Origin of the sequence: Butyricimonas paravirosa, from assembly GCF_032878955.1 — a bacterium.
GTDB lineage: Bacteria > Bacteroidota > Bacteroidia > Bacteroidales > Marinifilaceae > Butyricimonas > Butyricimonas paravirosa.
On record NZ_CP043839.1, the window covers coordinates 4529573 to 4554201 of the forward strand.

Genomic DNA, 24629 nt, shown 5'->3' on the forward strand with positions numbered 1-24629 from the left:
AAATCTAAAATAAAATGGGTTTACTAAAGATAAAAAACTTACATGCCGCGATAGACGGAAAAGAAATATTGAAAGGGATTGATTTGGAGGTGAATGCCGGGGAGGTTCACGCGATTATGGGACCGAACGGGGCAGGGAAGAGTACTTTGTCGGCCGTGCTTACGGGACGGGAGTGTTTCGAGGTGACGGAAGGGGAAGTTTGGTTTAACGGGAAGAATCTGTTGGAACTTCCGGCAGAAGACCGGGCAAGGGAAGGGATATTCCTAAGTTTCCAGTACCCGGTAGAGATTCCGGGTGTGAGTACCGTTAATTTCTTGAAGACCGCGGTAAACGAGCAACGTAAGTATAAGGGATTACCTCCTTACCCGGCAAGCGAGTTTCTGAAAATGATCCGGGAGAAAATGGAGATGGTGAACATTGACAGTCGTTTGTTGAACCGTTCACTGAATGAAGGTTTTTCCGGCGGGGAGAAGAAAAAGAACGAAATATTCCAGATGGCGGTGTTGGAACCGAAACTGGCTATTCTGGACGAAACGGATTCCGGTTTGGACATTGATGCGTTACGTATTGTTGCTAGCGGGGTGAACAAGCTGAAACGACCGGATAACTCTACTATCGTGATCACTCACTACCAGCGTTTGTTGGATTACATCGTGCCGGATGTTGTACACGTGTTGTATGACGGCCGTATCGTGAAGACGGCTGGAAAAGAGTTGGTCTTGGAGTTAGAGAAGTATGGTTATGATTGGATTAAACAGGAAGTTGAGTCCGGTAAGTAATGGAAGATGGAAAGATTAGAAAAGATAAATAATGATTTCGCGACTCTGTTTCGGGAGGGACAACGGTTACTGCAGGAAGGATGCGGTGACGTGATGAACCGACACCGGGAGGAGGCGTTTCAACGTTTCGAGGCCTTGGGAGGAATCCCCTATAAAACGGAGGACTATCTTTACGCGGATACCTTACCGGTGTTTGACCGGGATTATAGGGTGGTACTGAAATATATCAAGCAAGAGGTTGAAGTGGGTGAGATTTTCAAGTGTCACGTGCCGAATTTGGACACCAATTTGATTTTGACGATCAACGGTTGGTTCGTGCAGGAGAATGTTGTACCGGAAATTCCCGAAGGTGTGGTGATTTGCAGTATGGCAGAGGCCAGCGTGAAGTATAAAGAGTTATTTGAAAGACATTATAATCAGTACACGAAACCGGCAGATGCGGATGGATTAGTGGCACTGAACACGGCATTTGCCCAAGACGGGGTATTCGTGTATGTTCCGGATCGGGTGGTGATGGAGCGTCCGTTGCAGATTGTGAACCTGATGCGGGCGAATGCGGACTTGATGTCGTTCCAGAGGAACATGGTTATCTTGGGACGTGATGCTAAGGCGACTATTTTGGTTTGCGACCACACGCTTTCCGATGATAGCTTTTTATCGAATAATACCACGGAAGTGGTTGTCGGGGAGAATGCGGCTTTTGAATACTACCATGTTCAGAATCAACATATCGAGGCTTCCCAGATAAACAGCGTGTTCGTTTCCCAGAAACGCAATTCCCGGTATGATGCAAACGTGATTACCCTGTATGGCGGGTTCATTCGTAACAATCTTTTTGCCGCTTTGACGGAAGAAGGATGCGAGAGTAATCTTTACGGGATGTATTTGTCGGATAAAAAACAACAGGTGGACAACTTCACCTTTATCGACCATATTGCACCTCATTGTACAAGTAATCAACATTTCAAAGGCGTGTTGGACGATGCGGCACTGGCTAATTTTGCCGGACGGATCGTCGTGCGTCCCGATGCTCAAAAAACGGAGGCCTATCAAGCAAACAATAATCTATTATTGACGGATACGGCTCAAGTGAACACGAAACCCCAGCTGGTGATTGATGCCGACGACGTGAAGTGTAGTCACGGGGCTACGGTCGGACAGATCGACGAGGAGGCAATGTTCTATCTTCGTTCCCGCGGGATCGGGGAGGCAGAGGCTCGAATGATGATGATGTTCGGTTTTGCGCATGAGATTGTCGGACGGGTGAAACTTGAGCCGCTCCGGGAAGAGATTGATAGTTTGGTGGATAAACGATTAAGAGGAGAATTAACCAAGTGTCACAATTGCGTGATGCATTGTAAGAAATAAATTATGTTTGACGTCAATCGGATTAGAAAAGATTTCCCGATACTGGAGGAAAAGATTTATGGCAAACCGTTGGTTTACCTGGATAACGGGGCAACAACCCAGCGACCTTTGCGGGTGGTGGAAAAGATGACGGAATATTATTTACGTTACAATTCCAACGTGCATCGGGGAGTGCATTATCTGAGTAATAAATGTACGGATGCCAATGAACAAGCCCGGGAAACCGTGAGAGAGTTTATCAATGCGGAGTCCACGGATGAGGTGATATTTACCCGGGGAACGACCGAGAGTATCAATCTCGTGGCTTACACTTTCGGGGAGGCTTTTATCCGGGAAGGTGACGAGATCATCGTGACGGAAATGGAACACCACGCCAATATCGTTCCCTGGCAAATGTTATGTGAACGCAAGAAGGCCGTGTTGAAAGTAGTTCCTTTTAATGATAAGGGCGAGCTGGACATGGAGGTGTTCCGGGGGCTTTTGAATGAGCGGGTAAGATTGGTATGTGTGGCTTATGTTTCTAACGTGTTGGGTACGGTGAATCCGGTGAAGGAGATGATTGACGCGGCACACGCTTTGGGAGCATACGCTTTGGTTGACGGAGCTCAGGCTATCCAGCATATCCCGGTTGACGTGCGGGCATTGGATTGTGACTTTTTCGCTTTTTCGGGGCATAAGGTGTACGGGCCCACGGGAGTTGGTGTCCTGTATGGAAAGCGTTGCCTGTTGGAACAGATGCCACCTTGGCAGGGCGGGGGAGAAATGATCAAGGAAGTTCGTTTCGAGAAAACGACTTACAACGAATTGCCTTTTAAATTCGAGGCAGGAACTCCGGATTTTATCGGGGTTGTCGGTTTAGGTGAGGCCTTGGAGTACGTGAAAAGTATCGGTTTACAAGAGATTGCCGAATATGAACATGGTCTGATGGATTATGCCATGAGACAGGTTCGGGAAGTTCCGGGCATTATCTTATACGGGGATGCCGCGAATAAGTCTTCCGTGATCTCGTTCGGAATCGAGGGCATACATCCTTTTGATCTGGGCACTTTGCTGGATAAGATGGGGATTGCCATACGTACGGGACAATTGTGCGCCGAACCCGTGATGCAACATTACGGGGTACAGGGAATGGCTCGCGCCTCCATAGCCATGTATAACACCCGGGAAGAAATTGATGTTTTCTGTGAAGGGTTAAGAAAGATAGAAAAGATTTTCAAATTATAAGAGCAATGACGATAGAAGAGATTCAGAATCAAATCGTGGATGAGTTTTCCATGTATGATGATTGGATGGATAAATATGCTTATCTGATAGAAATAGGTAATGGCTTGAATGCGATGGACGAAACGCATAAGACGGATGACAATCTGATTAAAGGATGTCAGTCCAGGGTGTGGTTTCATGCCGAATTGCGAGATGGTAAGTTGTATTTTGAAGCGGATAGTGATGCCATTATCACGAAAGGTATTGCCGGATTATTGATCCGGGTATTCTCCGGTCAGACGCCTCACGACATCGTGAATGCTAATCTGGATTTTATCGACAAGATCGGTTTAACTCAACACCTGTCACCGACACGTTCTAACGGGTTGTTGTCGATGGTGAAACAAATAAAGTATTACGCCTTGGCATACGAGGGAAAATAACGAGAGATATGGGAAAAAGTTTAATGGAAGATTTAGTGATCGAGAAATTATCTACCGTTTATGATCCGGAAGTTCCGGTGAATATATGGGAGTTAGGACTCGTTTATAATATTGAATTCCCGAAACAAAACGAGGTGATTGTTACCATGACCCTTACTGCTCCGGGATGTCCGATTGCCGACCAGATCGTGCAGGAGGTGCATGATGTCGTGTTGACGATTGACGGGATTGATGAAGCCACGGTAAACCTGACTTTCGAACCGATGTGGACTCCGGAAAGAATGAGCGAAACGGCCCGGTTGGAATTGGGGTTTGATATTTAAGTTCATAAAGTTTGTAAGGTTTATAAAGTTGTCTTGTACCTTACAAATTTTATAAACCTTATAATTTCATAAATGGAGGCATTATTAGAAAAGGCCAAAGAGTGCGGGTTTGATGCCTGTGGCATTGTTCCGGTGGATGTTTTATTTCGGGAGAGAGAGAGGTTGGAGCGATGGATCGGACAAGGATTTCATGCAGGAATGAATTATATGGCGAATAATATAGAGAAGCGGGAGAATCCCGCTTTACTTGTTGAAGGGGCCCGCTCTGTGATTGTAACTCTGACTAATTATTATACTCCAAAACTCCAATCGGAAGGCATTCCGGTAGTTGCCCGCTACGCATACGGGAAAGATTATCACCGGGTGGTGAAAGACCGGTTATTTAAATTGCATACTTGTCTGGAAGAAGTGACCGGACGAAAGATTACGGGCCGGGCATTCGTGGATTCCGCTCCCGTGTTTGAACACGAGTGGGCTCGACGGGCCGGGTTGGGATGGATTGGCCGGAACTCTTTGTTGATTCATCCTCGTTTGGGGTCCTATTGTTTTATTGGTGTTATTATATCGGATTTTGAACCTTCAAGGTATTCTCTGCCCGAAGAGCGGAATTTTTGTGGTCAGTGTAACCGGTGTGTGGAGGCTTGTCCCACGGGAGCCCTTTCCTCGCATGAAGTGAATGCCAATCTTTGTATTTCTTATAACACAATAGAGAGAAAAGATGACATCCCGTCAGAAATAAAGAAAAAGATGGGAGATCGCTTTTTTGGGTGTGATGCCTGTCAGGAGGTCTGTCCGTGGAATCGGAAAGCCGTACTGCATCATGTAGAGGAATTTTCCCCGAATGAATGGTTGATGCGGATGAGCCGGGAAGAGTGGTTGGCACTTGATGAGGAAACATTTCAAGTCCGCTTTAAGGAATCGCCGCTCCAGAGGCCCGGTTTGGAACGGATAAAACACAACTTGTAATTTCGGATCATTTATACATTGTTTTTTTTCTTGCTAAAATTCCCCTTGGTTATAGATTCACCGGATAAAAATTTTATTTTTGTATCAAAATGGATTCAATCTGTTATGATGGGACAGCGGTCGGTGAAAGATCAAGAAATTTGTGATTTGTTAAATGCTCGTGATCAACGAGGGATGGAGCTTTTATTCGAAGCTTATTATAAATCTCTGGTTTCATGGGCTAATACTTTTTTGAACGATCTCGGGGTAGCCGAGGACGTTGTTCAAGAATTTTTTATCGCTCTGTGGAATCAAGAGATTCACCGGGAATTAAAGCCGGAAACACTTTCTTCTTTTTTACGGGTGTTGGTTCGAAATCGTTGCTATAATCGATTGACGAAACGTGATATATTCACGTGTTTTGTGAGTGTGGAACGTGTCGATTGTATGTTTGAGGAATATGATGATTCGAAGGACCAGTTGATCGCTAAAGTGATGGATGAAGTTGCTCTTCTTCCGAATCGTAGTCGGGAAATATTGAATGGCGTTTTTGTTGAGGGAATGAAATATCAAGAAGTGGCAGATCGTTACAATATTTCGGTTTCTACAGTAAAAACTTTGTTAGGAACATCTATACGGAAACTACGAGAACGAATGGGGCGTGAAGGATTTCTTGATTTTTTGCTCGTTTATTGCCGGTATTGTTAAAAAATAATGTTTTTTGGATAATTGATGATTTTTCTTCAAAAATCACTAGACTTTTTCATCCTCTTTTTTGTACATAAGATGAAAAAGGATCAAATCTATGGAAAAAACGAAATTGGATCACGAAACAGAAGATTGGTTAATTGCTTTTCTGAGTGGTGAATTAGACGAGCGGGAAGAAGAAAATGTGCGTGTATGGTTGGAGGCGAGTCAAGAGAATCGGAATGCTTACGAATCTTTGATGAAGGATTATTTACGAATCCGGTGGGTACAAGAAGATGTACATATACGGGAAGAACAGGCAAAAAAGATAATATTCTCTTCTTTGAAAAAGAAAAGGAATCTGACGCCTTATTACGGAGTGGCAGCTTCAATAGCAGTGTTATTGATTGTGACATTATTCTTTTTTATTCGAGAGGATAAACAGGTCGTTTCTGAAAAACTTGTTGTTTCGGAAATAAAGCCAATTCAATCAAAGGCAATGTTAGTTCTGTCCACGGGTGAACAAATTCAGTTAACAAAATCGACACAAAAGATTCAGGAGCAAGACGGTTCCGTGTTGAAGATCGACAGTGTCATGGGAGTACAATATGATGCTTTATCTACACAGAGAGTTGAAAAGCCGATTTATAACAAAATTGTCGTTCCGCGAGGAGGAGAATATTTTGTGACACTAAGTGAAGGTACGAAAGTGTGGTTGGATGCGGACTCTGAATTAGAGTATCCGGTATTTTTTTCTGGAGATTTCAGAGAGGTAAAATTGAAAGGAAATGCTTATTTCTGTGTTACGAAAAAAAATGATAAGCCTTTTGTCGTACGTGCAGGGGAATTTTCGTTGAAGGTATATGGGACTGAGTTTAACGTGAATGCTTACGATTTACAAAATATTGAGACTGTTCTTGTGAACGGATCAATAGGGTTTAAGGCGAATATAAGTACTCCGGAGCGAATGATGGCACCCAACGAGTTAGCTGTTTCGGATTCCCGGACGGGGCAGAGTGAAATACATCAGGTGGATATATACCCTTATATCGCATGGAAAAATCAAAATATTGTGTTTGTCAACGAGCGGTTAGAATCTATCATGGAAAAAATGGCTCGTTGGTATGATGTAACCGTGTTTTTTCAAGATGAAAGTCTAAAGGATCTGCGGTTTGATTGTAACATGAGACGGTATGCTGATATTAGGGATTTGTTTTTCTTTTTGGAGAAAACCTCAAATGCCCGGTTTGCTCTGAATGGACGAACAGTTGTCATAAGTAAAAAATAAGTGACGAAGAAATGAGCCTCTTCATCACTTACAATTAAACAATAGATAGGTTCAATTGAGCCTGAACCTGTCCAGTATTAATTTTAGTTCAATTACAAATGTATGAAAAAAAAGAGAATCATGTGGCACATCTTGGATGAGTCACATAAAAAAAATTGGATGATCATGAGGTTGTGTGTTATTTTTATGTTTTTTTTGCAATTTACCGCATTTGCAAATAGTGTAGCACAAGATCAGGTGATTAGCTTGAACTTGAAAAACGTGAGTTTTTATCAGTTATTTGATGAAATTCATAAACAGACGGGGTTACGGTTTATTTATAACACGAACCAACTAGAGAAAATGGACAAGTTGGACATTCATGCGGAAAAGAAGAAAGTTAAAGATGTTTTACGTGATGCGTTGGCTGAAACCCCATTTACCTTTTTGTTTGATAAGGACGTGGTGATGTTGGTGCAAAAAGAGGAGAAAGAAAAAAAATCATTGCGGGTAAAAGGATTCGTGTATGATACACGGAGAGATCCCATTCCCGGAGTGACGGTGAAGGTTGCAGGTGTATCTTTGGGGACAGCGACGGATACAAGGGGATGGTTCGCCATGGATCTGCCTGTAACGAGTGGGACGTTGGAATTTTCTTTCGTGGGCTTTAAAAAGAAAATAGTAACTTTTAATGCTCAATCCGATACCCTACGGGTTATTATGGAGGAAGATATTCAGGCGTTGGATGAAGCGGTTGTGGTAGCCTACGGAACGACAACCCGTCGTGAAATGACAGGAGCAATATCCACAGTAAAGGGAGAAGATTTAGAAGGAATCCCCTCCCCGAATATTGCAACTTTATTGCAAGGAAGGGTTGCCGGGATGGATATTACGAATATTTCCGGGGCCCCGGGAGGTGGCGGAGCCGCGATAACCATTCGGGGATACAACTCTTTGGACATAGAGTTGGAGAGACGTTTTTCTAATCCATTATGGGTTGTCGATGGTGTTCCATTGAACTCGTTTACTTCTCCGATCACGGGAACGAATTTGTTGTCAGACATTAATCCCGATATGATCGAATCCATTGAAGTTTTGAAAGATGCTTCTTCTGCAGCCATATACGGCTCTAGGGCTGCCAACGGGGTGATTATCGTGACAACGAAAAAGGGACGTCAAAACCAAAAAAGTTCTTTATCGGTAAATGTTTCACAGAGTTGGAGCGTGTTGCCGGAATTGCCGACGATCATGGTGGGGCGTTATGAAAGAGATTTTCGTTTAAAGGCATTGAGAAAAGAGTTGATAGCTTATTTGGATATGGAAACTTTGCGTTATAAATACCCTGAAACTTGGGAGGAGAATTATTTGCATCCCGGAGGAACGATGGATGCTTTGATGCATCCGGTTACTTCTACTTCAAATGGGCTTTTTTTCCAGGATAGTTTGAACGATTTCTATAATAATGCCACGAACTTTTTCCCGATGTATTACCATAAGGGGAAAGTGACGAATGCTAATATCCAGTCCTATGGCGGTTCGGAAAAAATCGCTTATAGTTTGGGATTAGGCTATTACGATGAATCTGGTATATTAAAAGGGAGCGGTTTTAATCGAATAGATTTGAACTCCAGTATGAACATAATTCCAGTAGATAAACTGACCGTGGATTTGCGCTTGAACGCTTCTTTGGCTAATCGGAAACAGGGATACGGGTCGTTCAGTTCTAGTTTCCAGAGTTCACCGATGATCGGCGTTGTACCGGGGGACCCTTATTATCTTAGTTCTCTATATCCGGGGGAAGGTTCGGCTGTTTGGGACTATATTGTCGACCAGATGAAAAATATAAAAGAAAAAAACCGTTCAATTCGTTTGAGAACCAATTTCAAGTTAGGCTATGAGATTATCAAAGGTTTACAATTGTCAACTTCCTTGGCTGCAGACTATTCATTAAATCGTCGTAATGGTTTTACACCCTCTTACCTGATGTCTACCAACCGGTCTATGAGTGTTGGTGAAACCGGGATAAGTTTGATGGTATTGAATGAAAATTTATTGAATTATAAAACTACAATTAACGAGAATCATAATATAAGTGCGGTGGCCGGTCTGTCCTATCAGTATGATCAGACCGAGTATAATGGAGGAAGCGGGGAGAATTCTCCTAGTGATCAGATTTATTACGTGCGTCCGGGATTCCCGGATTTAGGGGATGAACAACTGACACCTACACTTAGCCGTAAAATAGCTTTGCAGCACTACCTTTCGGATATGACGGAACAGGTCCTGATTTCTTATTTTGCTCGTTTGGAGTACAACTATAAAAAGAAATATCTGTTCTCAGCCAGTATCCGGCGGGATGGAAGTTCGACTTTCGGGGAACATAAGAAATGGGGAACTTTCCCTTCCGTTGCTGCAGCATGGACTTTTTCCGAGGAGAGTTTTATTCGGGAAAATTTAGAATGGTTGAATTTCGGTAAAATCCGGGCTAGCTGGGGACGTTCCGGGAAACATTTCGAATCGGCTTATCTCGCATTGGGAATTATGCAAAATGGTGCTCCTTTTGAAGGGAATAGTACATTAGAACCCTCGTGGTCTTTAGGAGCGTATAATCAAGATTTGACTTGGGAGGAGACAGACCAGTATGATTTCGGTTTGGATCTGGATTTACTGGATTATCGTTTGGGAATTACCTTGGATTATTATTACCGTTATACCGATAAGCTCCTGTTCCCGGTCTCTTTGCCGGGAGAGCATAACGGTTTCGGTTCTCAGTGGCAGAATGCAGCTGCCATCTCAAATGAGGGAATCGAATTGTTGGTTAAATATGATATATTTAGAAAGCCCGAATTTTCATGGCGAGTGTCGGTTAATGGTGCAAAAGTCTGGAATCGTTATGAGAAATCATATAATGGTAAAGATAACTCAAGGGGAATTATCGGTAAAGCTTTGAATGGGATTTATGGTTATCGGACGGAGGGATATATTAACAGTCAAGATGAGGTGCCTATTGTATACAATAATGTTGGCATGAGTTCTCCAATGGGAGGTATCCAGTACTACAAACCCGGAGATTTGAAATTTGTGGATGTAAACGGTGACGGTTCTATTGGGAGTAGTGATCGGGTATATTTAGGTAGTGCTTTACCTCAAATTAGTGGTGGAATTGTTAGTGAGTTGAAATGGAAAGGATTTGATTTGAATTTTTCATGGGCTTACCAGTTGGGACGTCATATGTACAATACTCTTCCCGGAAGTTCAATTATTCCTAATTACAATGGTTTGGAGCATCCTGTTTTGATGGATGTGCGGAATGTCACTTTCTGGGAACAACCGGGGGATAATTCGGATTATGCCAAATTACAAGCCGATAGCCAGATGCAGTTCTTTCCGAATGAAATGAGCGTGATTGATCGTTATGTAGAAAAAGTGAATTGGTTAAAATTGAAAACCGTGACTTTGGGGTATGATTTGCCTCGTTTCTTGATCCGGAATTGGAAGATTGAACAGTTACGTCTCTTTGTTAGTGGAGAAAATTTGCTAACCTTCTCGAATTATTCAGGCATTGATCCGGAGATCGTGGATATTAGAACCGGTATCGATAGCGGGAGAAATTATCCTCTTGCTAGAAAGTTTACAATAGGTTTAACCTTGAAATTTTAAGTTATGAAATTGATAGTAATTTTATTATGTATGTCGTTCTTTGTGGGATGTACGGACCTGTTACGGGTTGAACCGGAAAACAGCCTGACTTTTGGAAATATCACGAAAGAAAAGGATGTTGAAGCATTAGTATACGGTGTTGGAGCGGGGGTACGGGATATGGTATGTTGGAATGCTTTGCTGCAAGTGGAAAAAGGAGCTTATGCTGATGAGGCGGATGAATCACGGAGGGGTGCCCGGATGTTGGAATTGGAAGCCGGGACGGCTGATTTGTGGGAAGCTTGGTATCAGGTGATTATGGGAGCAGAGACCGTGCTGTCGCATGTCGATGTTGTTGAGATGCCGAATGAACGGAGACAGTTTTATAAAGGGCAGGCTTACTTCTTTAAAGCTTTAGCTTATTTTGATTTGATACGTCGTTGGGGTGACTGTATTTTACAGAAGGGGGGGATTAACTGGGAACCTGTGGCTAAAACTCCTTGGCCGAAGGTGTGTGATTTTGCGATAGAGATGGCTGAAAAAGCTGCCGAGATTTTACCTCCTTTTGACAAACTGACGGATTGTAACGGGAATACTATGCTTTCAAAATCAACACCTTGTCAGGGGGCGGCCTATGCTTTACTGGCTCATTTGTGTGCTTGGAAAGCCGGAGGTAAGTATTTTGCAGCTGAAGTTGATCGGAATTATGATGAGAAAGAATTGTGGGATATGGCTGAAAAAGCTTGTACCAAGGTGATAGAATCTCCTTTATATGACTTGGTAGCTACGCCGGAAGAGGTTTGTGCTTCGGTACTTGTTGGTAATAGCAAGGAAGGAGTTTATGAAACGGTAATGAAAGATTATTATAACGAGGTAGGAAAACGGGTATATTCGCTGGGTACGGATTATGTGGGTTATCCCGTGCGTCCTGAATATGGCCCGGGTGTCGTGCAAGATTTCACATTACGTATATTCACGACTTCAGTTCGGAAAATGTATCCGGGTGCGGATACTAGAAAATATGCCTATTTCTATGATCTTGACGGGATGGATGCCATGGATAAGAGTATAACAGGTGGTTTTGCTTACCCTTATAAGGAGAGAAGTGTGAATATTACGGTCACGGGTACTAAAAAGAAATTTGCTTCTTTCAATTCTAATCGTATTTGGTGGCGATTGGCTGATATCTACTTGTTGAGAGCGGAATGTCGGGTACATTTAGGAGGTGATAAAATCGAAGGAGCCATCGAAGATTTGAACACGATCCGGAAACGGGCGGGTGCGGCTCTCTATCAATCCTCGGAAGATAATGGTGATTTACAGATGACGGTGTTCCGGGAACGTGAAAAAGAATTACTGGTAGAGGGGTATCGTTATTATGATATTATCCGGAACGGATTGGATTACGTGCATTCTTTCTTGGAAGGAGGTTATCAGACGGTGACACAACAGGATTGTATTGATGGGGCTTTTTTCTTGATGAATAAGAGTATTGATTTTAAGGAAAATCCCTTGATGCGACAGAATCTATATTGGTTAAAAAGACAATAGTTATGAAGAATATGAAGAAAATATTGATAGGATTGAGTATGTGTATCGTTTGTTTTGCATGCACAACTAAGCAAGAAGTCATTGATGGAGGAGTTGCTTCTCCTTATTACGACGGTACTATTATGGAGTACTTGCGTTCAAATTCTGAGCAATGGGGGTATACGGTACAGATGATAGAACGGGCGGGATTGACGGATTTGTTTGAAGGAAGAGTGGATACCGTGCCGGCAATGACTTTTTTTGCCCCACCTTCTTTTGCTGTTTATCGTTATGTGATGGATTGTAAATATGATGGAGTTTCGGAGGAGAGGTATGAGAGTATAGAGGAAATGCCTGTTGATTTGTGTCGAGAACTAATATTGAAACATGTTGTCGTGGGAAAATATTTGAAAGAGAATATCGACTTTCGGAATATGGACTACGCAATATATGCGGAGGAACAGGATGGAGGAACAACTTTTACTTGCATAGGAGAGAATCAAGTCATTGCTTATCTGGAACGGGATACTTATAAGGGGATTCCGGAGGCCGGAGCAATAGAAATGTTCTTGTATTCTGTAACCGTCGGGAAAATGATTCCTTTAGCAACACCGAATATACAACCTAAAAACGGAGTAGTTCATGCCTTGAATTATGGTTATGATTTTGGAAAAATTTAAATGAAAGATTATGAGAGTAATATTGATATTAATGATGGGAGTGTGTATGTTGCTGGGTGCTTGCCAGGATGTTACTCCCGGTTATTTACAGACAGAATATGCGGGTTATACTATGGATTCTATGGTTGTGAAAAAAGTGCTGGATCTGACACCTCCCGAACCGAATCCGACTTTTGAGATGTATGTAAATAATTATGGATATACTCCGGAATATTGCGTGCAGAATGGTATTTATCCGACAATAGGAGGAGATGAATATAAACGTGATAAGTACGGATGGCCTTGGACGAGTACGCCGATAGAAGGGGTAGAAGGTACTCGACCTATTTTTGTCAGTATAAAAAGTATTACCACGGAATTGGGTAATGCGGAAAAAATGTGGGAAGTGTTGAAGGTCAGCGGTGACGGAACTTTTTCTATGCCAGTATATAGTGATGTCCCTGTTGGGCGTTATCGGATATCTCTGACTTTTACGAATGAAGGATATACTCAGGATGTGAATGACTGTTTTACGATTATCGTGAAATAGAATGTACGTGTGGTGATATTAGTGAAAGAGGTGATTACAAGATACAATCACCTCTTTTGCCCCGTTCTTGTTTGGTGTCCCCTCGTCGCTTGTTAACCGTTGGGCTAGGACAAGAACATAGCATCTTCATAGTATGTACATAACATGAACACGGGTGGGTGTAGTTGGAGAGTTCGAGTATTATCATTGTTGGGGTCTTGCCTCAGTCCATCTGCGGACCTTCCTTAGCTTAAGTGTAGAGTACTGGTCCATTTCCCGTAGTTTTCCCGTTGAAGAGAGGGAGAAGGTAGGGTTCAAAGACGTATCACATTCGAATCAAAGACGTTTCAAAGGCGTTCGGGAGTGTCCTTGAAGCGTGCCTGTCCGGGTATTGAAGGGGGCTTACCCCGTTTCCTCCCGCTTCCCGGGTTGGTTCTTGCCTGGCTCTTCTCGTTCTAAAAGTCTGGATTCCAGTGTCGATTAAAAAAGTTTGAAAAAAAGTGGTTGAAAAGTTTGGAAAAGGGTAAATGTTTACCTTATCTTTGCACCCGCTAAAACGGGACAGGGGGAGGATGAAAGAGGGAGTAGAGTTCACGTGGAGGCGGCGTTCTGGTGGTGTTGATGACGATCTTTGACGACGGGAAGTCCCTTAAACGAGGCCCTCGAAAAAAAGTTTGAAAAAACTTCGAAAAAGATTTGGAAGGAAAGATAAAAACGCCTTATCTTTGCATCCGCTTTCGCTCCTGAAAAAGCGAGGGCGATGAAAATGACAAGAAGAGTTCTTTAACAATATTGACGTGAAAATAAACAACGTAGCGAGCGTGAATCGATAATCGACGGTAGTCGAGATTCATGAAACACATGACCCGGCCAGAATAAAAATTTCTGTAAATAACTTTACCATGAAGAGTTTGATCCTGGCTCAGGATGAACGCTAGCGACAGGCTTAACACATGCAAGTCGAGGGGCAGCACGGTGTAGCAATACACTGGTGGCGACCGGCGCACGGGTGAGTAACACGTGTGCAACCAACCCCGTACCGGGAGATAACCCGCGGAAACGTGGACTAACATCCCATAAGACTCTAGAGCCGCATGGCTCTGGATTTAAAATTCCGGTGGTACGGGACGGGCACGCGCGACATTAGGTAGTTGGCGGGGTAACGGCCCACCAAGCCGACGATGTCTAGGGGTTCTGAGAGGAAGGTCCCCCACACTGGAACTGAGACACGGTCCAGACTCCTACGGGAGGCAGCAGTGAGGAATATTGGTCAATGGGCGAGAGCCTGAACCAGCCAAGTCGCGTGAGGGAAGAATGGTCTATGGCCTGTAAACCTCTTTTGTCAAGGAAGAATAGACGGCACGCGTGCTGTTTTGCCAGTACTTGACGAATAAGCATCGGCTAACTCCGTGCCAGCAGCCGCGGTAATACGGGGGATGCGAGCGTTATCCGGATTTATTGGGTTTAAAGGGCGCGTAGGCGGGACGCCAAGTCAGCGGTAAAAGACTGCAGCTAAACTGTAGCACGCCGTTGAAACTGGCGACCTCGAGACGAGACGAGGGAGGCGGAACAAGTGAAGTAGCGGTGAAATGCTTAGATATCACTTGGAACCCCGATAGCGAAGGCAGCTTCCCAGGCTCGATCTGACGCTGATGCGCGAGAGCGTGGGTAGCGAACAGGATTAGATACCCTGGTAGTCCACGCCGTAAACGATGCTCACTGGATCTTGGCGATACACTGCCAGGGTTCAAGCGAAAGTATTAAGTGAGCCACCTGGGGAGTACGTCGGCAACGATGAAACTCAAAGGAATTGACGGGGGCCCGCACAAGCGGAGGAACATGTGGTTTAATTCGATGATACGCGAGGAACCTTACCCGGGTTTAAATGTGGAGTGCATGAGCTGGAAACAGTTCTTTCCCTCGGGACTCTTCACAAGGTGCTGCATGGTTGTCGTCAGCTCGTGCCGTGAGGTGTCGGGTTAAGTCCCATAACGAGCGCAACCCCTATCGCCAGTTGCCAGCGGCTGAGGCCGGGCACTCTGTCGAGACTGCCACCGTAAGGTGCGAGGAAGGCGGGGATGACGTCAAATCAGCACGGCCCTTACACCCGGGGCGACACACGTGTTACAATGGCCGGTACAGAGGGCAGCCACGGGGTGACCCGGAGCGAATCTCTAAAGCCGGTCGTAGTTCGGACTGGAGTCTGCAACCCGACTCCACGAAGTTGGATTCGCTAGTAATCGCGCATCAGCCATGGCGCGGTGAATACGTTCCCGGGCCTTGTACACACCGCCCGTCAAGCCATGGAAGCCGGGAGTACCTGAAGATCGTGACCGCGAGGAACGGGCTAGGGTAATACCGGTAACTGGGGCTAAGTCGTAACAAGGTAGCCGTACCGGAAGGTGCGGCTGGAACACCTCCTTTCTGGAGCAGGAGCTCATGTGGCTCGCTACACGTTTCACGTTTTTTTTCACGCTAGATGATTGCCCGTGACGGGTTAACCATAGTCTCTTAGCTCAGTTGGTTAGAGCGCTACACTGATAATGTAGAGGTCCGCGGTTCAACTCCGCGAGGGACTACGAGCGAGAAGTTAAAAGGTAAAAGGTAAAAACTAAAAGTTTACCCGGCTCGAACTTCCGCGATGCTTGAAACTTTTAACTTTTAGTTTTTAGTTTTAAGTTTCCAGATTACCCGGGGGATTAGCTCAGTTGGCTAGAGCGCCTGATTTGCATTCAGGAGGTCAAGGGTTCGACTCCCTTATTCTCCACGTATAAAGTTCTTTGACATGCTGGAACGTTAATGGATCATTTGATCCACGAAGTAAAAATGTAGTAGAATAACACAGAGCCGTCCCTGTAGCGATACACGGGACAAGGTAAAATTATTTAAGAACACGACGCTAACGAACGTGAACAACCAAGGGCGCGCGGTGGATGCCTAGGCTCTCGGAGGCGATGAAGGACGCGATAAGCCGCGATAGGCCACGGCGAGGTGCAAGTAACCCTTGACCCGTGGATTTCCGAATGGGGCAACCCGGCCGTCTAGATGACGGTCATGCAGTAATGCAGGCGAACGCGGGGAACTGAAACATCTCATTACCCGCAGGAGAAGAAAACAACAGTGATTCCCCCAGTAGTGGCGAGCGAACGGGGAAGAGCCCAAACCGCTGCCGTTTCGGCGACAGCGGGGTCATGGGACCGCGACATTCGACGTGAGACGAAGTGCAATTACCTGGAAAGGTAAGCCGTGGAGGGTGACAGCCCCGTGCACGACACCTCTCACGAAGATAGCGGGATCCCGAGTAGGGCGGGACACGAGAAATCCTGCCTGAATTCGCCAGGACCGCCTGGCAAGGCTAAATACTCCCGAGAGACCGATAGTGAACCAGTACCGCGAGGGAAAGGTGAAAAGTACCCCGAGCAGGGGGGTGAAATAGACCCTGAACCCGCGCGCCTACAAGCGGTCGGAGCCATGAAATATGGTGACGGCGTGCCTTTTGCATAATGAGCCTACGAGTTAGTCGTCACCAGCGAGGTTAAGGGCTTCAGGCCCGTTAGCCGAAGTGAAAGCGAGCCTTAACAGGGCGTCGAGTTGGTGGCGCTAGACGCGAAACCTTGTGATCTACCCACGAGCAGGTTGAAGTCGCGGTAACACGTGATGGAGGACCGAACCGGTAAACGTTGAAAAGTTTTCGGATGACTCGCGGGTAGGGGTGAAAGGCCAATCAAACTGGGAAATAGCTCGTACTCTCCGAAATGCATTTCGGTGCAGCCTGTGATGTTCTGTTCCAGAGGTAGAGCTACTGGTTGGACGCGAGGGCTTCACCGCCTATCAAATCCGGATAAACTCCGAATGCTGGAACACGAAATCATGGAGTGAGCCCGCGGGTGCTAAGGTCCGCGGACGAGAGGGAAAGAACCCGGACCACCGGCTAAGGTCCCGGATGGACAGTTAAGTTGATCAAACGAGGTGGGATCGCGGAGACAGCTAGGATGTTGGCTTGGAAGCAGCCATTCATTTAAAGAGTGCGTAACAGCTCACTAGTCGAGCGATCCCGCGTGGATAATACACGGGCATCAAACTGTCAACCGAAGCCGTGGGGTTAGTTAATGACTGACCGGTAGGAGAGCATTCCTGCCAGCTTAGAAGGTCACCCGCGAGAGTGACTGGAGCGGCATGAAAAGCAAATGTAGGCATAAGTAACGATAATGGGGGCGAGAACCCCCCACGCCGCAAGACCAAGGATTCCCCGGCAATGTCAATCAGCCGGGGGTCAGCCGGCCTCTAAGGCTAACCCGAACGGGGACGCCGACGAGAAACGGGTTAACATTCCCGTGCTTCTCGTCACCGTGACGCGGTGACGGGGTGATGAATGGACCGCGCGCTGACGGAATAGCGCGTTGAAGGCCGTACCCTGTGACGGTGGTAGTCAAGCACGCCACCGGAGGCGAAAGTCGATAGTACCTCGAGGCCTCGGCCGAGGGGATAGCGTCCAGGCAATTTACCCCCTAGAAAACCCGCTAAACTTCAAGTGACGAGGAACCGTACTGTAAACGGACACACGTGGTCGGGTAGAACATACCAAGGCGCTCGAGTGATTCATGGTCAAGGAACTAGGCAAAATAGTCCTGTAACTTCGGGAAAAAGGACGCTCTAGTGATAGAGCCGCAGAGTAATGGCCCAGGCGACTGTTTACCAAAAACACATGGCTATGCCAAATCGAAAGATGACGTATATGGCCTGACACCTGCCCGGTGCCGGAAGGTTAAGAGGAGAGCTCATCCGCGAGGAGAAGGTTTGAATTGAAGCCCCGGTAAACGGCGGCCGTAACTATAACGGTCCTAAGGTAGCGAAATTCCTTGTCGGGTAAGTTCCGACCTGCACGAATGGTGTAACGATCTGGGCACTGTCTCGACCATGAGCTCGGTGAAATTGTAGTTCCGGTGAAGATGCCGGGTACCCGCGACGGGACGGAAAGACCCCGTGAACCTTTACTGCAGCTTCGCGTTGTTCCCGGGCACGGGACGTGTAGGATAGGTCGGAGGCTTTGAAGCGGATTCGCCAGGATTCGTGGAGCCATCGTTGAAATACGACCCTTCTCTTGTCTGGGATCTAACCCTAAGTATAGGGGACACCGCGTGGTGGGTAGTTTGACTGGGGTGGTCGCCTCCAAAAGCGTAACGGAGGCTTCCAAAGGTACCCTCGGGTTGGTTGGTAATCAACCGTAGAGTGCAATGGCACAAGGGTGCTTGACCGGGAGACCAACGAGTCGATCGGGTGCGAAAGCAGGGCATAGTGATCCGGTGATCCCGCGTGGAAGGGTCATCGCTCAAAGGATAAAAGGTACTCCGGGGATAACAGGCTGATCGCCCCCAAGAGCTCATATCGACGGGGCGGTTTGGCACCTCGATGTCGGCTCGTCACATCCTGGGGCTGGAGAAGGTCCCAAGGGTTCGGCTGTTCGCCGATTAAAGTGGCACGCGAGCTGGGTTCAGAACGTCGTGAGACAGTTCGGTCCCTATCTGTCGTGGGCGCTGGAGATTCGAGAGGTCCTGACTCTAGTACGAGAGGACCGGGTTGGACGCGCCGCTAGTGAACCTGTTATGACGCCAGTCGTACGGCAGGGTAGCCACGCGCGGACGGGATAAGCGCTGAAAGCATCTAAGCGCGAAGCCTGCCTCGAGATGAGATCTCCTTACAGGGTCGTCGTAGACGACGACGTTGATAGGCCACAGGTGTAAAGCCGGTGACGGCAAAGCCGAGTGGTACTAATCACCCGAAAGTTGACGTTCGGTGGGTGAGATGATTCAGTTAACGTTCCAAGCGATTGTCAATCAAGGTGATTGACGGTCGATAGAAAGCATGAGATGAAGAAACTTTAAAGATATTGTCACGAGCGGCCGGAGGGCTCGATGAAGTGACTGGAAAACATTAAAAGGTGTCTATAGCGACGGTGATCCACCTCTTCCCATCCCGAACAGAGAAGTTAAGCCCGTTAGCGCCGATGGTACTGCCGACAGGTGGGAGAGTAGGTCGATGCTGAATTTAGAAGAGAGAGCGAGTTCAAAAACTCGCTCTTTTTTATTTTCTCTCGCTTCCGATCGTGGAGAACCTGTAACCTGCTAACTTGTAACCTGTAGCTTGCCGAAGGCAATTTATCTGATTTCTGGTAACTCGATACCTTTTATTTTGCGGTATAAATTTAAAGCGTAAGAATCCGTCATTCCTGAGACGTAATCCGTTACCGTTTGTATTTTCGTGTAAATGGAATCATCTTGATGAACTTTGTATTGTTCTGGCATAACGGATAGAATATTCCGGGCATAATAGGTTTCTGGTTTCAGAACAGCATCAATATATTCTTTTAATATGGTGGCAAGGATTTTGAAACCTGCAATCTGTATTTGTGTAACGATATTCGTGTGATAAATCCGGGAATAGGCTAATTCGGTACAGGTTTCATAGGCTTGTTTATTGGTGCCTGTTAAGTGATGTATCAAGCTGCCTTGAAAGGTTCCGTTCATGATTGCCTCGTAGTTTTGGCAAAAGATGTCTGCACAGGCATTGATTAATTTATTAATAATACCTGCACGTAGAAATGCGATACATTCGTTTTTGTCCGTGACAATTTTGAAGGTTCTGGAGATCGTCTTTAAATCTTCCTTGTCTGTATCTTTGTCGTAGAAATTAAGAAGTATCCGGGTAGTTTCATCATAGGATAGAATTTTTAGCTTGTGAGAGTCTTCAATATCCATGATCTGATAGCAAATATCGTCAGCGGCTTCAACCAGATAAACGAGTGGATGGCGGACGTATTGCAAAGGTTTTGAGTTGAGTTGGATAATACCAAGTTCTTCGGCTACTTCCTTGTATATTTCTTTTTCACTTTGGAAAAATCCGTATTTATGTCCTTTGAGGGAGGCTTTAGATTCAAATGGGTATTTAACAATGGATGCAAGAGTGGTAAAGGTCATCGTGTAACCACCTGGTCTGCGTCCGTTAAAGCTATGGGTTAATAACCGGAAAGCATTTGCGTTACCTTCGAAATGACTGATGTCAGCCCATTCCTCGTCCGTCAGGAGTTTTTTCAAGTATTGTCCTTCTCCTTCCGTGAAAAAATAAGAAATAGCCTCTTCTCCGGAATGTCCGAAAGGAGGATTCCCCAAATCGTGAGCTAAACAGGCCGTACTAACAATGGTACCGATTTCTTCGAGGATTTCCGGGTGTTCCAATGCCTCTTTGGTTTTAACAAATTGTGCAATCTTGTTTCCTAGCGAACGTCCCACGCTAGCTACTTCTAGGCTATGAGTTAGACGGTTATGTACAAAGATATTGCCCGGTAACGGGAATACTTGTGTTTTATTTTGTAATCGTCGAAATGGAGAGGAAAAGATTAAACGATCGTAGTCTCTTTGAAATTGTGATCGGTCATGAGATCGAAACATGGTGATAGTACTTCCCGGTTGATAACGTCTCGATGATAATAATTTATTCCAGTCCATCATGGTAGTTCAGATTACAAATTTATAGGTTACAGGTTTAAGTAAAGTATGTCAGTTGGAGACCTGTAACGGTTATACAAATGTAGTAATAAAAAGAAGAGGAAGCAAACTGCTTCCTCTTTCGATCTTTATTTTGAAATGAAGTGGTAGTGACTACCAAATCTTTCGAATGCTGCTTTATCAAGCGTTTCTCGGTGATCGGGATGAGCAATATTGATTAAAGTCTTTGCTCTTTCCTGAAGGGTTTTACCATAAAGGTCTGCGATACCGAATTCCGTAACAATGTAGTGTACATCGAAACGAGTGGTAACAACTCCGGCTCCGTTTAACAAGGTCGGGCAAATTTTACTCACGCCTTTGTTTGTTACTGCCGGTAAGGCAATAATCGGTTTTCCACCTTCGCTGGCTGCTGCTCCGCGGATGAAGTCTAATTGACCACCACTACCACTATAAAATTTAATACCCAAAGAGTCTGCGTTGACTTGGCCTGTGATGTCAACAGAAAGAGCCGAATTGATAGCCGTCATTTTCGGTTGTTGTGCGATGATGAACGGATCGTTCGTGTAACCTACATCCATCATGGCTACTCCTGGGTTGTCATCGATGAAGTCATATACTCTTTTTGATCCCATCAAGAAGGTTGATACGATCTTACCTTTGTCGAATTTCTTATTCATGTTGTTGACAACACCTTTTTCATACAAGGGTAATACTCCGTCAGCAAACATTTCCGTGTGAATACCTAAGTTTTTGTGGTTCCCTAATTGGGAAAGTACCGCATTGGGGATTGCTCCGATTCCCATTTGCAGGGTAGCTCCATCCTCGATTAAGGAAGCTACATTTTTACCGATAGCAATATCTTGTTCTGTTAACGTTGCCGGATGAGCTTCGATAAGTGGAGTATTATCTTCGCAGAAAATGTCAATGTCAGATAATCTGATAATTGCATCTCCCCATGCTCTCGGAACATTCGGGTTAATAACAGCAATAACTGTTTTCGCATTCTGTACGGCAGCTAACGTGGCATCAACGGAGGTTCCCATGGATACAAAACCATGCTTGTCCGGGGGACAAACTTGGATCATGGCAACATCAACCGGGTGAATACCGCTTCTGATCAGTTTCTGGGTTTCACTCAAATGAACGGGTACATAATCTGCATATCCTTCTTGAGTCGGTTTACGCACATTACTGCCCACAAAATAGGATTCTAGGAAGAAGATTCCTTCGAATTCTGCTTCTGCATACGGGGCACTACCTTCCGTGTGCAAGTGTTGCAACTTGACGTCTCTCAATTCTCCTGCACGTCCTCTGTTGCAAAGAGCTTGAATTAGACCTTGGGGGGCACAAGCCACACTGTGAATGTGAATCCGGTCTCCGGATTTTACAACTTTTACAGCCTCTTCAAATGACACTGTTTTGATTCCTTGATACATAGCAAGTTATTTTGTTTTGATTTCTTATGATTTAATTATTAGCTAACCTCTTGAAAGAGGGGTGCAAGTTAACAACACTCTTTTAATTAAACAATTTTTTCCGTAATTATTAGTGTCCAATTTGTGACACGGTTTTTACTTACAGTAGCCAGCCTAGAATGGCCTTTCCCGTGAAAAGATAAATGTTCAAACCGATGATGTCGTTCGTTAGGGTGATAAACGGTCCGGTAGCTAGAGCCGGATCTATCTTTAGTTTATTGAGTAATAACGGGAATGCTGTACCGAACATGGATGCGAACATGATCACGATAAACAAGGATATAGTTACCGTGATGGGCATGGCAAGTGATGTTAGGTTGAAACAAAGGGATAGGATAAAAATGATGGAAGAACAGATGCAGGCATTTATGACCGCACATGAAATTTCTTTTGAGATACTTTGTAATATGTTTTTTGATGTCAGGGTGTTGGAGGCAAGTCCTTTTACCACGATGGCGGAAGACTGGATACCCACGTTTCCCCCCATGGCGGTGATAACAGGAATGAACATGGCTGTTGCTGGGAATAAGGCAATGTCTGCCTCGTAGAAAGAAATCATATAGGCTGCAAGCATTCCTCCGAATAAACCGATGATCAGCCACGGGAGACGAGCTTTCGTTTGGTCCCAAATCGTGTCGGATGATTCCACGTCTTGCGAGATACCGGACATCATCTGGTAGTCTTTTTCTGCTTCTTCCCGGATCACGTCAACCACGTCGTCGATCGTGATTCGTCCGACAAGACGTCCGATAGAATCAACCACGGGAATGGCGACTAAATCGTACTTCTGCATGATACGTCCCACGGATTCGGCTGGTTCATCGGTGGTCACGTAGGTTACGTCCGGGTTATATATACTTTGGATTTTGGTAGATGTCGGGGAAAGAATCATCTTTTTCAATGAAAGTCTTCCTTTCAAGATGTTGTCGTCATCAACGACGTAGATGTAAAATATTTCATCTAGGTTCTCTGCTTGTCGACTAAGTTCGCGTAGACAGGTGAGGACGGTCCAATTCTCGTTGACTTTCACTAGCTCTTTACCCATAAGTCCACCGGCAGAATCTTCGTCGTAATGCAACAGATCGACGATGTCTCCCGCTTGTTCGAGGTCTTCCATGTGTGAAAGAACTTCTTGCTGCTGTTCGTTGGGCATACTACCCACGAGGTCGGCGGCATCGTCCGTGTCCATGTTATCCACGAAACGTTTGGCTATAACTTCCGGGGGGAAAGAATCGATAAATCGTTGTCTTTCGTCTTCTTCGATTTCTGCCAGAACGTCTCCGGCTTTCTCTTCATCTAGCAACAGAAACAGGAATTGGGCTTCTTTGGTGTCCAATTCATTCATGATTTCGGCAATATCCGCCGGATGAAGAGGTTCTACCAACTTGGCGACATCTTCTTTATTATCCGCTTTTATCAGTCCCTCTATCTGGGAAACTAATTCTTCCGAGAGTTCAAACTGTTGCATAGTTCATCAATTACTTGTTTGCCTGCTGAATCTCTTTACATAGTGTAATGAAATCCTCTACACTTAATTGTTCCGGGCGCAAAGATAACGTTTCTGAGGCAAAATCCGGAGAAATAATTGATTTTAAAGAATTACGTAAGGTTTTTCGTCGTTGATTGAAACCTGATTTTACGATATTGAAAAAAAGTTTTTCGTCACAATCGAGTTTTTCCCTTTTATTCCGGGTGAGTCGGATTACGGCGGATTTTACTTTTGGTGGTGGATCGAAAACCTGTTCTCCCACGGTGAAAAGATACTCGATGTCGTAAAATGTTTGTAGGAATACGCTTAAAATCCCGTATGTTTTGTTCCCGTGAGAGGCACTGATGCGTTCGGCCACCTCTTTTTGTATCATACAGACGACTTGGGGGATTAGATCCCGGTTTTCTAGGATACGGAAAAAGATTTGCGAAGAGATGTTATAAGGAAGATTCCCGATAATCGAAAACGGTTCTGTGTAGAAATTTCGAATATCCGATTTTAGAAAATCCCCGTAAATAATCTGCTCTTTATGGGCAGGTAGCTCTTCGTGCAGGTAGTCAATGGACTCCTGGTCGATGTCAATGGCAAGCACGGAAAATTTCGTATCTTTTAATAAATGACGTGTCAGTACTCCCATACCCGGCCCGATTTCCAGTACCCCTTTGGTGACAGGTAGTAAACTCGCCGTGATTTTACAAGCGATGTTTTGGTCTTTCAAAAAATGTTGTCCCAGATGTTTTTTTGCTCGAACGATACTCATAGTATGAATTCAGGGTGTTATGGGTTAAACT

16 protein-coding genes, 2 tRNA genes and 3 rRNA genes are annotated in these 24629 nt (G+C 45.2%); 17 read left to right on the forward strand and 4 right to left on the reverse strand.

The window, feature by feature from the left end:
- The first annotated feature begins 14 nt into the window (after positions 1-14).
- The 17 genes from sufC to rrf all read left to right on the forward strand — a co-directional run bounded on the left by sufC (position 15) and on the right by rrf (position 19417).
- The gene (gene sufC / locus F1644_RS18305; RefSeq protein WP_087421658.1) at positions 15-779 is read left to right on the forward strand and encodes a Fe-S cluster assembly ATPase SufC; all 765 of its coding nucleotides are present in this window, start codon (positions 15-17) and stop codon (positions 777-779) included.
- Positions 780-785: 6 nt separating this feature from the next.
- Positions 786-2147, forward strand: a complete 1362-nt coding sequence (gene sufD, locus F1644_RS18310) for a Fe-S cluster assembly protein SufD (RefSeq protein ID WP_118305792.1) — start codon at positions 786-788, stop codon at positions 2145-2147.
- A 3-nt stretch (positions 2148-2150) separates the two neighbouring features.
- Positions 2151-3371 (forward strand): aminotransferase class V-fold PLP-dependent enzyme, encoded by a 1221-nt coding sequence (locus tag F1644_RS18315; protein ID WP_118305793.1) that lies wholly within the window; start codon positions 2151-2153, stop codon positions 3369-3371.
- A 5-nt stretch (positions 3372-3376) separates the two neighbouring features.
- Complete coding sequence (locus F1644_RS18320) at positions 3377-3793, forward strand: SufE family protein (RefSeq protein ID WP_118305794.1); 417 nt, start codon at positions 3377-3379, stop codon at positions 3791-3793.
- A gap of 8 nt (positions 3794-3801) precedes the next feature.
- A complete protein-coding gene (locus F1644_RS18325) occupies positions 3802-4116 on the forward strand; it encodes a metal-sulfur cluster assembly factor (protein WP_087421662.1) in 315 nt (104 codons plus the stop codon).
- Between the two features lie 72 nt (positions 4117-4188).
- On the forward strand, positions 4189-5082 hold the full coding sequence (gene queG, locus F1644_RS18330; protein WP_118305795.1) for a tRNA epoxyqueuosine(34) reductase QueG: 894 nt from the start codon (positions 4189-4191) through the stop codon (positions 5080-5082).
- 105 nt (positions 5083-5187) lie between these two features.
- Positions 5188-5769: an RNA polymerase sigma factor gene (locus tag F1644_RS18335; RefSeq protein ID WP_229128384.1), complete on the forward strand. Its 582-nt coding sequence runs from the start codon at positions 5188-5190 to the stop codon at positions 5767-5769.
- 97 nt (positions 5770-5866) lie between these two features.
- Positions 5867-7036, forward strand: a complete 1170-nt coding sequence (locus tag F1644_RS18340) for a FecR family protein (RefSeq protein WP_118305796.1) — start codon at positions 5867-5869, stop codon at positions 7034-7036.
- Between the two features lie 102 nt (positions 7037-7138).
- Positions 7139-10675 (forward strand): SusC/RagA family TonB-linked outer membrane protein, encoded by a 3537-nt coding sequence (locus F1644_RS18345; RefSeq protein WP_229782502.1) that lies wholly within the window; start codon positions 7139-7141, stop codon positions 10673-10675.
- A 3-nt stretch (positions 10676-10678) separates the two neighbouring features.
- A complete protein-coding gene (locus tag F1644_RS18350; protein ID WP_087421666.1) occupies positions 10679-12205 on the forward strand; it encodes a RagB/SusD family nutrient uptake outer membrane protein in 1527 nt (508 codons plus the stop codon).
- Positions 12206-12207: 2 nt separating this feature from the next.
- Positions 12208-12864 carry a hypothetical protein gene (locus F1644_RS18355; protein ID WP_229782503.1) on the forward strand — a complete coding sequence of 219 codons (657 nt, stop codon included), beginning with the start codon at positions 12208-12210 and terminating at the stop codon, positions 12862-12864.
- Positions 12865-12874: 10 nt separating this feature from the next.
- Complete coding sequence (locus tag F1644_RS18360; protein WP_118305798.1) at positions 12875-13393, forward strand: hypothetical protein; 519 nt, start codon at positions 12875-12877, stop codon at positions 13391-13393.
- Between the two features lie 878 nt (positions 13394-14271).
- A 16S ribosomal RNA gene (locus F1644_RS18365) occupies positions 14272-15796 on the forward strand.
- An 81-nt stretch (positions 15797-15877) separates the two neighbouring features.
- A tRNA-Ile gene (locus F1644_RS18370) sits at positions 15878-15951 on the forward strand.
- Positions 15952-16065: 114 nt separating this feature from the next.
- A tRNA-Ala gene (locus tag F1644_RS18375) sits at positions 16066-16139 on the forward strand.
- A 139-nt stretch (positions 16140-16278) separates the two neighbouring features.
- Positions 16279-19164, forward strand: a 23S ribosomal RNA gene (locus tag F1644_RS18380).
- 142 nt (positions 19165-19306) lie between these two features.
- Positions 19307-19417 (forward strand): 5S ribosomal RNA (rrf, locus tag F1644_RS18385).
- Together the 16S, 23S and 5S rRNA genes with 2 tRNA genes alongside form the textbook arrangement of a ribosomal RNA operon.
- Before the next feature lie 110 nt (positions 19418-19527).
- Here rrf and F1644_RS18390 read toward each other — a convergent pair.
- From F1644_RS18390 to rsmA, 4 genes are all read right to left on the reverse strand, one after another.
- The gene (locus tag F1644_RS18390) at positions 19528-20874 is read right to left on the reverse strand and encodes a deoxyguanosinetriphosphate triphosphohydrolase (protein WP_087421895.1); all 1347 of its coding nucleotides are present in this window, start codon (positions 20872-20874) and stop codon (positions 19528-19530) included.
- Positions 20875-21002: 128 nt separating this feature from the next.
- Positions 21003-22310: an acetyl-CoA hydrolase/transferase family protein gene (locus F1644_RS18395; RefSeq protein ID WP_118305757.1), complete on the reverse strand. Its 1308-nt coding sequence runs from the start codon at positions 22308-22310 to the stop codon at positions 21003-21005.
- Positions 22311-22449: 139 nt separating this feature from the next.
- Complete coding sequence (gene mgtE, locus F1644_RS18400; RefSeq protein WP_087421668.1) at positions 22450-23817, reverse strand: magnesium transporter; 1368 nt, start codon at positions 23815-23817, stop codon at positions 22450-22452.
- A 10-nt stretch (positions 23818-23827) separates the two neighbouring features.
- The gene (gene rsmA, locus F1644_RS18405; RefSeq protein WP_118305756.1) at positions 23828-24598 is read right to left on the reverse strand and encodes a 16S rRNA (adenine(1518)-N(6)/adenine(1519)-N(6))-dimethyltransferase RsmA; all 771 of its coding nucleotides are present in this window, start codon (positions 24596-24598) and stop codon (positions 23828-23830) included.
- Positions 24599-24629 lie beyond the last annotated feature (31 nt).

What these genes read in the sequence shown, in the direction of transcription:
- sufC (WP_087421658.1), top strand. Translation starts at nt 15, where the DNA reads ATGGGTTTACTAAAGATAAAAAACTTACATGCCGCGATAGACGGAAAA.
- sufD (WP_118305792.1), top strand. Translation starts at nt 786, where the DNA reads ATGGAAAGATTAGAAAAGATAAATAATGATTTCGCGACTCTGTTTCGG.
- F1644_RS18315 (WP_118305793.1), top strand. Translation starts at nt 2,151, where the DNA reads ATGTTTGACGTCAATCGGATTAGAAAAGATTTCCCGATACTGGAGGAA.
- F1644_RS18320 (WP_118305794.1), top strand. Translation starts at nt 3,377, where the DNA reads ATGACGATAGAAGAGATTCAGAATCAAATCGTGGATGAGTTTTCCATG.
- F1644_RS18325 (WP_087421662.1), top strand. Translation starts at nt 3,802, where the DNA reads ATGGGAAAAAGTTTAATGGAAGATTTAGTGATCGAGAAATTATCTACC.
- queG (WP_118305795.1), top strand. Translation starts at nt 4,189, where the DNA reads ATGGAGGCATTATTAGAAAAGGCCAAAGAGTGCGGGTTTGATGCCTGT.
- F1644_RS18335 (WP_229128384.1), top strand. Translation starts at nt 5,188, where the DNA reads ATGATGGGACAGCGGTCGGTGAAAGATCAAGAAATTTGTGATTTGTTA.
- F1644_RS18340 (WP_118305796.1), top strand. Translation starts at nt 5,867, where the DNA reads ATGGAAAAAACGAAATTGGATCACGAAACAGAAGATTGGTTAATTGCT.
- F1644_RS18345 (WP_229782502.1), top strand. Translation starts at nt 7,139, where the DNA reads ATGAAAAAAAAGAGAATCATGTGGCACATCTTGGATGAGTCACATAAA.
- F1644_RS18350 (WP_087421666.1), top strand. Translation starts at nt 10,679, where the DNA reads ATGAAATTGATAGTAATTTTATTATGTATGTCGTTCTTTGTGGGATGT.
- F1644_RS18355 (WP_229782503.1), top strand. Translation starts at nt 12,208, where the DNA reads ATGAAGAATATGAAGAAAATATTGATAGGATTGAGTATGTGTATCGTT.
- F1644_RS18360 (WP_118305798.1), top strand. Translation starts at nt 12,875, where the DNA reads ATGAGAGTAATATTGATATTAATGATGGGAGTGTGTATGTTGCTGGGT.
- F1644_RS18390 (WP_087421895.1), bottom strand. Translation starts at nt 20,874, where the DNA reads ATGGACTGGAATAAATTATTATCATCGAGACGTTATCAACCGGGAAGT.
- F1644_RS18395 (WP_118305757.1), bottom strand. Translation starts at nt 22,310, where the DNA reads ATGTATCAAGGAATCAAAACAGTGTCATTTGAAGAGGCTGTAAAAGTT.
- mgtE (WP_087421668.1), bottom strand. Translation starts at nt 23,817, where the DNA reads ATGCAACAGTTTGAACTCTCGGAAGAATTAGTTTCCCAGATAGAGGGA.
- rsmA (WP_118305756.1), bottom strand. Translation starts at nt 24,598, where the DNA reads ATGAGTATCGTTCGAGCAAAAAAACATCTGGGACAACATTTTTTGAAA.